12 protein-coding genes are annotated in these 13,664 nt (G+C 54.7%); 10 read left to right on the forward strand and 2 right to left on the reverse strand.

Going from position 1 to position 13,664, the window contains the following annotated elements; all coding sequences use genetic code 11:
• The first annotated feature begins 45 nt into the window (after positions 1–45).
• The 8 genes from citC to OB87_RS05505 all read left to right on the forward strand — a co-directional run bounded on the left by citC (position 46) and on the right by OB87_RS05505 (position 8,184).
• Positions 46–1,089 carry a [citrate (pro-3S)-lyase] ligase gene (citC, locus tag OB87_RS05470; RefSeq protein ID WP_033568417.1) on the forward strand — a complete coding sequence of 348 codons (1,044 nt, stop codon included), beginning with the start codon at positions 46–48 and terminating at the stop codon, positions 1,087–1,089.
• 33 nt (positions 1,090–1,122) lie between these two features.
• The gene (citD, locus tag OB87_RS05475) at positions 1,123–1,413 is read left to right on the forward strand and encodes a citrate lyase acyl carrier protein (RefSeq protein ID WP_033568418.1); all 291 of its coding nucleotides are present in this window, start codon (positions 1,123–1,125) and stop codon (positions 1,411–1,413) included.
• On the forward strand, positions 1,413–2,303 hold the full coding sequence (gene citE, locus OB87_RS05480) for a citrate (pro-3S)-lyase subunit beta (RefSeq protein ID WP_033568419.1): 891 nt from the start codon (positions 1,413–1,415) through the stop codon (positions 2,301–2,303). The genes citD and citE overlap by 1 nt, the downstream gene beginning before the upstream one ends.
• Before the next feature lie 106 nt (positions 2,304–2,409).
• Entirely contained in the window at positions 2,410–3,939 is a 1,530-nt protein-coding gene (gene citF, locus OB87_RS05485) for a citrate lyase subunit alpha (protein ID WP_033568420.1), read from the forward strand.
• The gene (gene citX, locus OB87_RS05490) at positions 3,936–4,478 is read left to right on the forward strand and encodes a citrate lyase holo-[acyl-carrier protein] synthase (protein WP_200884272.1); all 543 of its coding nucleotides are present in this window, start codon (positions 3,936–3,938) and stop codon (positions 4,476–4,478) included. The genes citF and citX overlap by 4 nt, the downstream gene beginning before the upstream one ends.
• Complete coding sequence (gene citG / locus OB87_RS05495; RefSeq protein ID WP_033568421.1) at positions 4,456–5,364, forward strand: triphosphoribosyl-dephospho-CoA synthase CitG; 909 nt, start codon at positions 4,456–4,458, stop codon at positions 5,362–5,364. Before citX ends, citG begins: the two co-directional genes overlap by 23 nt.
• 225 nt (positions 5,365–5,589) lie before the next feature.
• A complete protein-coding gene (locus tag OB87_RS05500; protein WP_033568477.1) occupies positions 5,590–6,342 on the forward strand; it encodes a flagellar brake protein in 753 nt (250 codons plus the stop codon).
• A gap of 483 nt (positions 6,343–6,825) precedes the next feature.
• On the forward strand, positions 6,826–8,184 hold the full coding sequence (locus OB87_RS05505) for an APC family permease (RefSeq protein WP_033568422.1): 1,359 nt from the start codon (positions 6,826–6,828) through the stop codon (positions 8,182–8,184).
• 130 nt (positions 8,185–8,314) lie between these two features.
• Here the strand turns inward: OB87_RS05505 and sbcB are convergent, their stop codons facing one another.
• Complete coding sequence (sbcB, locus tag OB87_RS05510) at positions 8,315–9,745, reverse strand: exodeoxyribonuclease I (protein ID WP_033568478.1); 1,431 nt, start codon at positions 9,743–9,745, stop codon at positions 8,315–8,317.
• 550 nt (positions 9,746–10,295) lie between these two features.
• Between sbcB and OB87_RS05515 the strand changes: the two genes are divergently transcribed.
• On the forward strand, positions 10,296–10,634 hold the full coding sequence (locus OB87_RS05515) for a DUF496 family protein (protein WP_033568423.1): 339 nt from the start codon (positions 10,296–10,298) through the stop codon (positions 10,632–10,634).
• 71 nt (positions 10,635–10,705) lie between these two features.
• On the opposite strand, the gene OB87_RS05520 is transcribed toward OB87_RS05515, so the two are convergent.
• A complete protein-coding gene (locus OB87_RS05520; RefSeq protein WP_033568424.1) occupies positions 10,706–11,071 on the reverse strand; it encodes a hypothetical protein in 366 nt (121 codons plus the stop codon).
• A 348-nt stretch (positions 11,072–11,419) separates the two neighbouring features.
• On the opposite strand from OB87_RS05520, the gene OB87_RS05525 reads away from it, so the two are divergent.
• The gene (locus OB87_RS05525) at positions 11,420–13,651 is read left to right on the forward strand and encodes a ComEC family protein (protein ID WP_235425240.1); all 2,232 of its coding nucleotides are present in this window, start codon (positions 11,420–11,422) and stop codon (positions 13,649–13,651) included.
• The last annotated feature ends 13 nt before the right edge of the window (positions 13,652–13,664 follow it).

Consider the following 13,664-nt stretch of genomic DNA (forward strand, 5'->3'; position numbering starts at 1 on the left):
CGACCCCATGTGTTATGTGGTACAGCAAATAGCAGGATAACCGTTATGTACGCCGATGAGAGTTTTACGTTTTCCACGCTGGATGTTCGAGTCCAACCCCGTGAAGTGGCTGAAGTTAGTCAATTTCTCGGGATGTGCCAGTTGGGCATGGACAAGGATATCGAGTTCTTTGTGGTGGGCAGGCATAACGGCCAACTGGTTGCCTGTGCCGGGTTGTGTGCAAATACCATCAAGTGCGTGGCGGTAGATCCCGATTATCGTGACCTCAATCTGGGGGTGAAAGTGGTGAACGAGGTGGTACAGTTTGCCGCCGAACGTGGTCAGTTCCATCTGTTTCTCTACACCCGCCCTTGCAATATCACGGTTTTCCGCGGCTGTGGTTTCTACCCGCTGGCTTGTTATGACGACAAGGCCGTACTGATGGAAAACACACCTATCGGCATTAAACAGTATTGTCAGTCTCTGGCGTCGCAGGTCAAACCGGGTCGGGATATCGGCGCCATTGTGATGAACGCCAACCCGTTCACACTGGGGCACTGTTATCTGGCGGAGCAAGCTGCCCGCGCCTGTGACTGGCTGCACATTTTCGTGGTGCGGGAAGATGTGTCTTTTTTCCCGTTCACTGAACGGCTGGACATGGTACGTCAGGGGGTAGCACACATCCCGAATCTGACGGTTCACGCCGGGTCGGAATACATGATCTCCAAAGCGACGTTTCCGGGCTATTTCCTGAAAGAAGAGCAGTTGATTACTCAGGCCCACGCGGCGCTGGACCTGATCATCTTTCGCCAGTACATCGCACCAGCGCTCGGCATTACCCGACGCTTTGTCGGTACGGAACCCTTCTGCCCGGTAACACACCGCTATAACCAGGATATGCATCACTGGCTGGAACAGGCTGGGCAGGTTGCCGCCCCGGCGCTGGAAGTGGTGGAAATTGAACGCACTCGCGAACACTCCGGCCTGGCGATTTCCGCCTCTGAAGTGCGCCGGTTACTGAAGCTGCGTCAGTTTGAACATATCCGAGAGATCGTTCCGGTGACTACGTTTGCACATTTACAACGCTATGGCGAACTCGCCTGTGCGTAACGTGTTTTTAAATGTATTAAGCAGGTAAACAACATGAAAATTATCAAGGAGGCCCTGGCGGGGACCTTTGAATCCAGCGACTTGCTGGTCAAGGTAGCACCGGCGGAAGGCCAGTTGACCGTGGTGATAAACAGTGAAGTCATCAAGCAGTTTGGCGCACAGATCAAGCAAGTGGTGAACGACACCCTGAGCACGCTGGGCGTAGAGTCCGGCACCATTGTGGTTGAAGACAAGGGTGCGCTGGATTGTGTGATCCGTGCCCGAGTGCAGAGCGCCGTGCTGCGTGCCGCCGATGTTGATCAGATTGACTGGGAGAAACTGTGATGAGCACCACTCAGCCGAAAAAATTGCGCCGTAGTATGTTGTTCCTGCCAGGCGCGAATGCTGCCATGTTGTCTAATGCTTTCATCTACAAACCAGACTCCATCATGTTTGACCTGGAGGATGCCGTTTCCCTGCGTGAGAAAGATACCGCACGCCTGCTGGTCCACCATGCATTGCAGCACCCGATGTATCAGGACATCGAAACTGTAGTGCGCATCAATCAGCTCAATACGCCGTTCGGCCTTAAAGATCTGGAAGCCTCTGTACGCGGTGGTGCGGATGTTATCCGTTTGCCGAAAACCGACTCTACCGACGATGTTGCTGAACTGGAGCACCATCTGGCGCGCATCGAAAAAGAGTGCGGCCGTGAAGTCGGCTCGACTCGCATCATGGCGGCGATTGAGTCTGCCGTCGGCGTGATCAACGCCGTATCTATCGCCCGCTCTTCTGAACGCATGATCGGCATCGCGCTGGCGGCGTTTGACTACGTGATGGATATGCAAACCGAACGCGGTGATGGCACCGAGTTGTTCTATGCCCGTTGTGCGGTGCTACATGCCGCTCGTGCTGCCGGTATCGACGCCTTTGACGTGGTGTACTCCAACGTCAACGACGAAGAAGGGTTCCTGAAAGAAGTGGATCTGATCCGCAAACTGGGCTTTAACGGCAAGTCGCTGATCAACCCGCGCCAGATCGAACTGCTGCACAACGCTTACGCGCCGACTCAGGATGAAGTGGACTACGCTCATCTGGTCATCAAGGCGGCGGAAGACGGTGAACGTGCTGGTCTGGGGGTGATTTCGCTGAACGGAAAAATGATCGACGGCCCGATTATCGACCACGCCCGCCGAGTGGTGGAACGTGCACTGGCCTCCGGCGTGCGCAAATAAAGGCAGGCCGGTAACCGGATGGAGTCTGGTTTGTAATAGTTTCCGCACTGGCCAGCTGGCGGCGTGATGTCGCGCTAGCGGGCCTTCGCAATGACAGGATTGGATCATGAGTAACTTTATTGAAGCACTGCAGAAGCAATATCCAGAAAAAAGCCATCTGCAACCGTTCGTCAATGCCAACCACAGTACCCCCTGGCTGAATGACGTTACCGAAAAACACCAGCGTAAATTGTGCGCCGATCTGGAAGAAGCCATTCGCAAAAGCGGGTTGCAGGACGGCATGACGATTTCGTTCCACCATGCGTTCCGTGAAGGGGACAAGGTGATTAACCACGTGGTGGATACCCTGGCCCGTCTGGGTTTTAAAAACCTGACGCTGGCTTCCAGTTCGTTGATGACCTGCAACGCACCGCTGATCGAGCATATCCGCAATGGCGTGATTACCCGCATCTATACCTCCGGTATGCGCGGCAAGCTGGCGGATGCCATCTCTCACGGCCTGATGAAAGAGCCGGTTCAGATTCACTCTCACGGCGGCCGCGTACATCTGTTGCAGAGCGGCGAGCTGAAGATTGACGTTGCTTTCCTCGGGGTGCCGAGCAGCGACGAATTCGGCAACGCCAACGGCACGTCGGGTAAATCCCGCTGCGGTTCGCTCGGCTACGCGATGGTCGATGCCCAGTACGCAGGTAAAGTGGTGCTGCTGACCGAAAGCCTGGTGCCGTTCCCTAATATGCCTGCCAGCCTGGTGCAGGATCAGGTGGACTTTGTGGTGCCGGTGGATGAAGTAGGTGATCCGGCGAAAATCAGCGTAGGTGCAGCTCGCGTCACCAGTAACCCGCGTGAACTGCTGATTGCCCGCAGCGCTGCGGATGTGATCGAGCACTCCGGCTATTTTAAACCGGGCTTTTCGATCCAGACCGGTTCCGGCGCAGCCTCTACCGCCTGTACCCGTTTTCTGGAAGATCGTATGCAGAAACAGGGCGTGGTGGCGAGCTTCGCACTTGGCGGCATCACCGGCAGCATCGTCGACCTGCATGAAAAAGGGTTGATTGAAAAACTGCTGGATACCCAATGCTTCGACGCCAATGCGGCGGCATCGCTGGCGAAGAACCCCAATCACGTAGAAATCTCCACCAACGTTTACGCGAACCCTAGTTCCAAGGCTGCCTGTTGCGACCAACTGGACGTGGTGATTCTGAGTGCACTGGAGATCGATACTCAGTTTAACGTCAACGTGATCACCGGTTCCGACGGCGTGATGCGCGGCGCGTCTGGCGGTCATTGCGATGTGGCGACGGCGGCGAACCTGACCATCGTCGTTGCGCCGTTGATTCGCAGCCGTATTCCAACGGTAGTACGTCAGGTCACGACCTGTGTAACGCCGGGCAGTGCTATCGACGTATTGGTGACCGACCACGGTATCGCTGTTAACCCGGCACGTCCGGATGTGGCGGAACGCCTGGTCAAAGCCGGTCTGAGCGTGATGTCGATTGAAGAACTGTATCAACGTGCGATTCAACTGGTGGGCGAACCTAAAGCCATTGAATTCCACGATCGCATCGTCGGGGTGATTCGCTACCGTGATGGCAGTGTGATTGACGTGGTACGTCAGGTTAAAGAGGACAACGAGTGAGCGATATTGCGATAGATTCAACGGTCGCTGTCTCACTGGAAAGCCTGTTAGCGGCGAAGGATCGCCGCTGTGCTCGCCAGCAGCAATTGCTGGCGCGACACCAGTCTACACTGGTGTCGTTAACGCTGGTGACGCCGGGGCCGGTTAAAGACTCGCCGCTATATCGCCGTGCGATGGTGGAAGCGGTAACGTCGTTCAATGACCTGTGCCTGGCTCGCGGTTGGGAAGCGCTAGAGCAGCAAGTGCATTGGTTGGATACCGGTGCAGAGGCATTCTGGGTCATCACCAAGGATGCATTGAGCGTTAAGGCGGCGGCTATTGCGCTGGAAGATCAGCACCCGCTGGGACGGCTGTGGGATTTTGACGTGTTTTGTCCGCAGGAAGGTTCTATCAGTCGAACACTACTGGCGCACGATCGTCGCCAATGTATACTCTGTGATGAATCAGCGCATGTCTGCGCGCGTTCGCGCCGCCATGCGTTACCGGACGTGATTGAAAAAATCGAGAGTATCCTCCATGCCTGGTTTAACGCACACTGAGTCGAGTGTTTCCTCACCGCTACTGACAACGCTATTTCCTGATGCCACCGGTGCGCTGGTGGCGATACCGACAATTCACCAGCAGGTGGCTGCTGCCCTGACTATTGAGGTGATGCTGACACCAAAACCCGGTCTGGTGGATCGAGACAACAATGGCGCTCATCGCGATATGGATGTGCCGTTGTTTCAGGCCAGTATCGCGGCGTTGGCTCCCTGGTTTTCACGTTTTACCGAAGCGGGCATAGCGCATAGCACCTTGCCGATAACCCAACTTCTGCCACAGGTGCGGCCTATCGGCATCGCCGCCGAGCAGGCGATGCTGGCTGCGACGGGTGGCGTGAATACGCACAAAGGTGGCATCTTCGCCTTTGGATTACTATGCAGTGCGGCAGGCTGGCTGGCGGGGCGTCGGCAACGGTTAACGCAGAATAGTTTATGTCACAGTGTGGCGCAGATGAGTGCCGATTTAGTGCGCAATGAGCTGGAGAAAAGCCAGCACGCGGCTACGGCGGGAGAACATCTATTTCGGCGTCACGGCTTGACCGGTGCCCGTGGCGAAGCTGCCAGTGGTTTTGCTACCGTTCGTCAGTATGCGCTGCCCGCTTACCTGCGCGCTCGCGCACAGGGGCAGGACGATGAATCTGCCTTGCTGCAGACGCTAGTGGTCTTAATGGCCCATAACCCGGATACCAATGTCGTTTCCCGTGGTGGAATAGAAGGGCTGGCGTTCGTTCAGTCGAATGCGCGGGCATTATTGTCCGGCGGTGTCACTCGCCAGGGGCTGCAGGACATGAATCAGGCGTTAGTTGAGCGCAATATCAGCCCCGGTGGTAGTGCCGATCTGCTGGCGTTGACCTGGCTGCTTTCTCACTATCCTCTCGACTGAACCTCGTCTATTATTGGCAAACAGTCCCCCCATTCTTTTCGTCCGTTTTCGCCTCGCGCTTGCGGGGCTTTGCTGTGTGCCAGTGGTTCCATGCGCACAGTGATAAGCGAATGAACGGATAAAAACCCTAAAGTTGATGGCATGAGTGTCGATATTAATGCCATGCTGTATCCTGGGGGTTCTGGGACACTGAATGACGCATTGACCATTCAATTGACGGTGGGGATGGATGTAGTGGATAACAATATGAAAGAGCAGTACGCCAGGCGCAATAAAATGGCTATTTGCGCCACATTACGCGGACTGCAAAAGCAAGACACCACAGTAATGGTGTATCACACGCACGGTCAGTTCATCAGCAAGATCCTTGAGGTTGATTCGGACGAAGAGGAATTCCTGTTTGACCTCGGCGCGCTGGAGCGTGAAAACAGTCGGGCACTGTTTGCCGGTGAACTTGAGTTTGCGGCAGAAACGGCTGGTGCCAAGGTCGAATTTCGCTCCACGATCATCAGAACGGTCGAACATGACGGTCTTCCTGCTTTCTGCGCAGCCGTTCCCGACGTGCTGTACTATATCCAGCGTCGTAATTTTTTCCGCATTAATTCACCGGCCTGGCCACCGATGTGCTGTCGGGGAGAGCTGCCGGACAACACCCATTTCGAATTTAACCTGAAGGATTTGTCGCTGGGTGGCCTGTCCATGTATACCGACGATAAAACCGTAGCCGAGCTGTTTGAGCCGGGTATGCTTCTGAAAAACATTGATGTGGATCTCGCCAGCTACGGACAATTCTGCCTGGACCTGCATTTTGTTAATCATGCCACTACCAAGGTTGTTGACAGTAAAGGCGAGGTGAAGCAGATCGAGCGCCTAAGCTTCAAGTTTTCAACGCTAAGTGCGGCGCAGGAACGAGGATTACAGCAGGTGATCACCGAACTGGAACTGGATCAAAACGAAAAGCGTAAACGGCTTCGCTAAGTCGTTTGATCCGTACTGGCGACCGCGTTAACCGTACAAGCAATACACGACTGGCTTCATAGGTCTTGTCTCTGCTTGTCACCTAGGGCAGAATACGCGCCCTGAAAAACCGACGCATACCTATCGCGTCGGTTATTTTTTTGTATTTCTTATAAGAGGCTGGCGCTATTGATGGTGCCGGACAGATATCGGTAAAACGCACGCTACAGGCTGCGCAGAGTTAATAGAGAGACATAATGGGGCAATCAGTGGTTTTGGAGCCGGTGCCCGCCGGCTGGTGCGACAAGGGCGCCATGTTGGCGTACCTGATCTCGGGTGGCGTATCGGCTGCTCACCTTGGCTACGGCGACACCGCTCGCCCGTTCGCTTGTGGACGTTCTGGATACCTGAAACACCGCCGCACGACGTCTTCGTCATTCATTGCAGGAGCATGGATGGTGAGTGGTGCTGGTAGGGTCGCTGTCGGTAAAGGAGGTCTGCGTCATGACTGATTCCACTGTTTCCACGCCGCGCGTACAACTGCGTAAAACATTGACCCTGGTTCCTGTCGTGATGATGGGCCTGGCCTACATGCAGCCGATGACGCTGTTTGATACCTTCGGTATCGTTTCCGGTCTGACCGATGGTCACGTTGCTACCGCATACGCGTTTGCACTGATTGCCATTCTGTTTACCGCGCTTAGCTACGGTAAGCTGGTGCGTCGCTTCCCGTCCGCTGGCTCAGCTTATACCTATGCCCAGAAAGCGATTAGCCCAACAGTCGGCTTCATGGTGGGATGGTCGTCGTTGTTGGATTATCTGTTCATGCCGATGATCAACATCCTGCTGGCGAAAATCTATTTTGAAACGTTGATCCCAGGTATTCCGTCGTGGATCTTTGTGGTGCTGCTGGTTGGTTTCATGACGCTGTCCAACCTGCGCGGCATCAAAACCGTTGCCAACTTCAATAGCCTAATCGTTGTGCTGCAGGTCGCCGTGATGGTGGCTATCACCGGCATGGTCATTTATGGCGTGGCGCATGGCGAAGGTGCCGGTACGCTGACCAGCAGCCGTCCGTTCTGGTCTGATAATGCCCATGTGGTGCCGATGATCACTGGCGCAACGATCCTGTGCTTTTCGTTCCTCGGCTTTGACGGCATTAGTTCGCTGTCTGAAGAAACTAAAGACGCAGGCCGGGTGATTCCGAAAGCGATTTTTCTGACGGCGTTGCTGGGTGGTGTAATTTTCGTGCTGGTGTCCTACTTCCTACAGCTCTACTTCCCGGATATTTCACGCTTTCAACATCCGGATGCCTCCCAGCCTGAAATCATGCTGTACGTGGCGGGTAAGACCTTCCAGTTTGGTATTCTGATTTTCTCCTGTGTCACTGTGCTAGCGTCTGGCATGGCCGCACATGCTGGCGTATCTCGCCTGATGTATGTCATGGGGCGGGACGGTGTCTTCCCTGAGCGCTTCTTCGGCTATGTCCATCCGCGCTGGCGGACTCCGGCGCTGAACGTACTGCTGGTCGGTGTTATCGCGCTGTCTGCCATCTCGTTCGATCTGGTGACTGCGACGGCATTGATCAACTTCGGGGCGCTGGTCGCTTTCACCTTCGTCAATTTGTCGGTGATTTCTCAGTTCTACATTCGTGAGCGCCGTAACAAGACGTTGAAAGACACCGTGAACTATCTGATTTTGCCGGTCATGGGCGCGTTGACTGTTGGGGCGCTGTGGCTGAATCTGGAAAGCACCTCAATGACGCTGGGGCTAGTGTGGGCCGCGATTGGCCTGCTATATCTGGCGTTTGTCACGCGCAGTTTCAGGCAGCCGGTGCCGCAGTACAACGAAGATCTGGCGTAATGCGCTGACTGATGATGACAGGCTCCCGCGGGAGCCTGTTTTTTATGTGTTAAAGCAACAGCAACGGAGAGATCGGTGTCACCGTGGCAGTAAGCACATGCTGTGTGCCCTGTTGCGATGTTGCCATGCTTCAGGCGACCAGCTGTTGGGCATAGGCAACCAGCGCTTTGAGTAGCGCGGTTTTTTTCTCGTCATCCGCGTACTGCTGATACAAGCTCTCCAACAAATCTGAATAAGACTGCAACCGCTCGGGGGTAAAGACCTCTCGGCGATGCGCCAGCCAGCGCTGCTGCTCTTGCTCATCAAGCGTGCCGGGGAAATTGCGCGCCCGGTAGCGGAACAGCAATTCCTCCACCCGGCGATCGGCAAACTGAAGATTCAGGGCCGGAAGGTGCTGGGGGTCAGTTTTACGGATAATGTCCATGGCGGCCCGGTCGGCGTCGCTGAAAAAACCATCGTACAGTTTCAGGTCCACATCCGTCGCCGCTTCAAACGGCGGGGCATCAGCAAACAGCGCCACCACTTTCTCCCGTACGCTGCCATGCTGACGCAGCAACTGTAGATTGTTCAGGCAGTGCTGACGGTCAATACCCAGCCGCTCAGCATCTTCCGGGCGCAGTGTGCTGGCTGGTGCCAGAACCGGACATTTATTGATATGCACCAGTTTGACAGGCACCGGTGATTCATCTTCCGCCAGCAGCGCACGGCGGGTATAAAGCCGGGTGCGCAGTTCATCCGCATTCAGTTCCAGCAGTGGCTGAATGTCGCCTGCCAGATCGCAGACGATGACCGCGTTACGGTTATCCGGATGCCAGGCCAGCGGCACAATCCAGCTAGTATTACCGCGCGCTGCGCCAAACATGCCGGAAACGTGCACCAGCGGTTTCATTTGCGGAATATCGATTAACGCGCTGACTTTGTTCTTGTTACGCAACGTATAGAGATAGTCGAACAATTTCGGCTGCGATTGTTTGAGCAGGCGCGCCATGGCGATAGTGGCATACACATCCGACATGGCGTCGTGCGCCTGAGTGTGTTCAACGCCATTGGCGCGCGTCAGGTGTTCCAGCCTGAAACTGGGAAAACCGTCATCGTTTTCCGGCCAGACTATGCCGTCTGGGCGTAAGGCATAGCACGCCCGCAGCATATCCAGTAAATCCCAGCGGGAATTACCGTTTTGCCAACTATAGGCATAAGGGTCGTAGAAGTTGCGATAGAACAGATTCCGACTGACTTCGTCATCAAACCGAATGTTGTTGTATCCCATGATGCAGGTGCCCGGCACACTGAAGGCGTCATGGATATGACGGGCGAATGCCACTTCGCGCATCCCACGATTTTGCGCCACCTGCGGTGTGATGCCGGTAATCATCACCGCTTCCGGGTCGGGTAGATAATCGTCGGTTGGTTGACAGTAGATCACTACCGGCTCGCCAATCACATTAAAATTCAAATCGGTACGGACACCAGCGAACTGCGCTGGACGATCTTTGGCTGGATGCTTGCCAAAGGTTTCATAGTCATGAATGAAAAAAGTGGGTTCGGTGTGTTGATTTTGCACGGTTTCTCTCTGTTCAGCCTGGCGACGGCAAGCGCTGGTAAACCAGTCATACTGCCGCGAAGCACGTTTGTCACCGTCGGTTTTGCCCGGCGGAAAGGCCATGCGGAACGGCTCGCCAGTTTAAGGGCAACTCATCGTTCTTTCAGTAAAAACGGTGACGGACAACACAAAGCCGTCATGGTAAACCATCCTGTTGTCTGACAGAAGCTAGCATGTGTGATGCGATGTGGTGTTGAATCGAGTCAGGTGCAATCGGAGCGCGGGAGTGATAGGGTGCACATAAAGACAACGATTGCATCGATGATAGGGGAAAACCACCTTGTCGACGATAGTGGCTAACCTGTATGGTGAGTCTATGTTCCGCCATGATGTACGTCGCTGGTATCGCTCACACAGTGTTATCAGAGCAAAGATTGTTATCAAGGCAACGATTGTTATCAAGGCGACGATTGTTATCAGGGCGGAGGACGATGCGCATTATTGTGGGATATAGCCCGGAGTAGCGCGGTCTTCGCATAACGAATTTTGATCGTTAAGTAAGGGTAGAAAAATGGAGAAGGGTAACACTAAACCATGTTTCCAGGATGTGCTGGAATTCGTGCGTATGTTCCGTCGCAAGAACAAGTTGCAGCGTGAAATTGCGGATAATGAAAAGAAAGTCCGTGATAACCAGAAACGTGTGCTGCTGTTGGATAACCTGAGCGAGTACATCAAGCCGGGTATGTCGATTGAAGATATCCAGAACATTATTGCCAACATGCGTAGCGACTATGAGGACCGTGTAGATGAATACATCATCAAAAACGCGGAACTGTCAAAAGAACGCCGCGAACTGTCCCGTAAAATCAAGGAAATGGGTGAAATCAAACCGCCGGTAGAGGCGAAATAATTTCACTGACAATCAGGGCCGACTTCCGGCCCTGATGCTTTTGGCGGCGGGTGAGTATTCAGGCCGCCTGTCTATGATTGACTCATCACGATTTCTGACACCAGTGCGTTTTTCTGCTTCATGCAGTCGCGCCATGCGCTGCCTGTCTCGCCCTTATCCAGCGCGTCTGCGTTGATGGCGGGGATCTCTCGCACCTGTGTGTCGATGATCTTGCCCCCTCCAGTCGTGTCGATAGTCTGGTTTTTGATGTAATACCGCGTTATTACCCGATATTTCCCATCAAGGTGCTTTACCTGTGCCAGTAAATCGGTGGTGCACTCGTTGGCGGCAAGAGCCACATGCCGAAAGGCACTATCTGCCGGTTCGTTGCGTGGTGCCATTGAGCAGGCGGACAACGCCAATACACTGAAGATGAGAATGCTGTTTTTATCCGTCATAGGACAATGTTTCCTTCCATTTTTTGCCAATAGTTCGTGGCATATCCCTGTTTGAGCCACGACTAGTCATAACCGCCAGATGTGGTCTGATGCATACCATTCAATGAACCGCTTCTGCTTGTCAATACGAGAATCGACGGTCCGATGTCGTGCTCGTGTCACCTCGCAGCGTTATTGCAATAGATTGCAACCGTTGCGGTTGTTTGCGTAACCGATTCCGGGTTTTCCATGCGCTACTTTTGCCAGTGCATCGGGGTTGGCACACTGCATCCCAGTCAGGATGACCACCGGGAATCGGTAATAACGGGTGAGGGATAAGCCATCAGAATTTCATTGAATCAACTGGCTGTGACGTTGATAACGGGCCCGTTGTTATTGCTGATATTACCGACGTTACCGGATAGCGGCTCTTTGGTGTGGTGGCTACCTGTATTGTGGCTACTTAAGACGCGCTTCTATCCCGTTGGGTTGGTGGCGTTAGGGGTGATCTGGAGCCTCGACAGTGGCCGAGTGATATTGAATCAGGTGGAACAGTTTACCCAGCGACCGGTGACGGCAAGGGTTGGCGTCAGTAGCGTCCGATTTGCGCAGGCGGATGCCGGGCAAGTCGTAGTACGCGTGTGGGAGATCAACGGGCGTTGGGTGTTTCCACCGCTTTATGCGCGCTTGGATGCGCAACCGCAGATGGCAAACTGGTGCGGTGGGCAGCAGTGGGAGGCTCGGTTGCGGTTACGTCCGGTACACAGTCGGTTGAACGAGGGCGGTTTTGACCGGCAGCGTTGGGCGCTGGCTAAAGCACAGCCACTGACCGGTCGGATACTTTCCGCCTCCGTGCTGAAGGCAGAATGCGGTTTGCGCCAGCGTCTGGTTGCGCAGGTGGAACGGCAAACACGGTCGTTGCCGTGGCAATCGATAATACTGGCGCTGGCGATCGGTGAGATGACGCTGGTGGAGAATGACATTCTCGACGTGCTTCGGCAAACCGGCATCATGCACCTGATGGCGATATCGGGATTGCATATCGTGCTGGCGGCCTTGTCGGGCTGGGGCGTGGTTCGTGCGGTGCACTATTTGTTGCCGGTTCATTGGATTGAGCATCGTGTGCCGTTATGGTGTGGGTTGTGCTGCGCTTGGGGATATGTCTGGTTGTCGGGTGGGAACCCACCAGCGATAAGGGCTGCGTTGGCGTTATCATGCTGGACGTTGCTAAGGATACGCGGTGTCTCGGTTTCATCATGGCAGGTATGGTTATGGTGCGTAGCGCTGATTCTGGTGACTGATCCGTTGAGCGTGTTATCGGACAGCTTCTGGCTTTCTGCGCTGGCGGTCGCCGCCCTGATTTTCTGGTATCAGTGGGCACCGCTACCGACGCATCTGCAACGACCCAAACGTTGGGTATGGCTGCGCGGATTACATTTGCAGATGGGAATCACCCTGTTGTTGATGCCGCTACAAGTGTGGCTGTTTCACGGCGTCAGCTTGAGTTCACTACCGGCCAATCTGTGGGCGGTGCCACTGGTATCGTTTATTACTACCCCGTTAATTTTGCTGGCATTGCCACTGATGGTTATCCCGATGGCGGCACAAGGTGTGTGGTGGCTGGCTGATCGTTCGCTGGCACTGGTTTTCCTACCGTTGCAGGCGATACCGCCAGGCTGGTTGTCGCTGGGTGAAAATGTGGTGCCTTACAGTGTGGCGGGATGGCTGGCTGTCATCGTCTGGCGTTTTGCCTGGTGGCGAGCTTATCCGCTCAGTCTGCTGGCGCTGGTACTGATAGTGGCGTTGCGGCCTAAATCGCCTGCGCCATCCTGGCGGGTTGACATGCTGGATGTCGGTCACGGGTTGGCGGTGGTCATTGAACGACAGGGCAAAGCCTGGCTGTATGATACCGGTCCCGGCTGGGACGGCGGCAATATGGCTGACCGCGAAATCGTGCCTTACCTTAAATGGCGAGGATTACAACTGGAGGGGATTATCCTCAGTCATAGCCATCTGGATCACCGTGGTGGACTTGAGGCATTACAGCGCGCGTTTTCGCCTGTCCCGGTATACAGTCCGTTGCTTGAACCAGAGCACCGACCTTGCGTACAAGGTGAACGATGGCATTGGCAAGGGTTGACGTTCAGCGTTATCTGGCCGCCGTTGCGGGTGCGTGAAGCGGGTAATCATGATTCTTGCGTCGTAAGGGTGGACGATGGGCGCTATCGGGTACTGCTGACGGGCGATTTGGAGCATGAAGATGAAGCCATACTGCTGCGAACTCAACGTGAAATGCTGGCGGCGGATATCCTGCAGGTGCCGCATCATGGGAGTGCCACGTCATCATCACCACCATTTTTACGGGCGGTGGGCGCGGGGCAGGCACTGTCGTCCAACTCCCGCTACAATCCGTGGCGTTTACCGTCTGTCAGTGTCAGGCGTCGTTACCATCAGCGTGGGGATAATTGGCACGATACTGCCAGTGATGGGCAACTGAGTGTGCGTTTTTTCGACGAAGGCATCGAAATGTTGCGCTACCGGGGTGAAATATCTCCCCGCTGGTATCATCAGTGGTTTGGCGCTTACCGGGATAATGAGTAATAATAGACGGCTA

Source organism: Dickeya undicola (genome assembly GCF_000784735.1).
Taxonomy (GTDB): Bacteria; Pseudomonadota; Gammaproteobacteria; order Enterobacterales; family Enterobacteriaceae; genus Dickeya; species Dickeya undicola.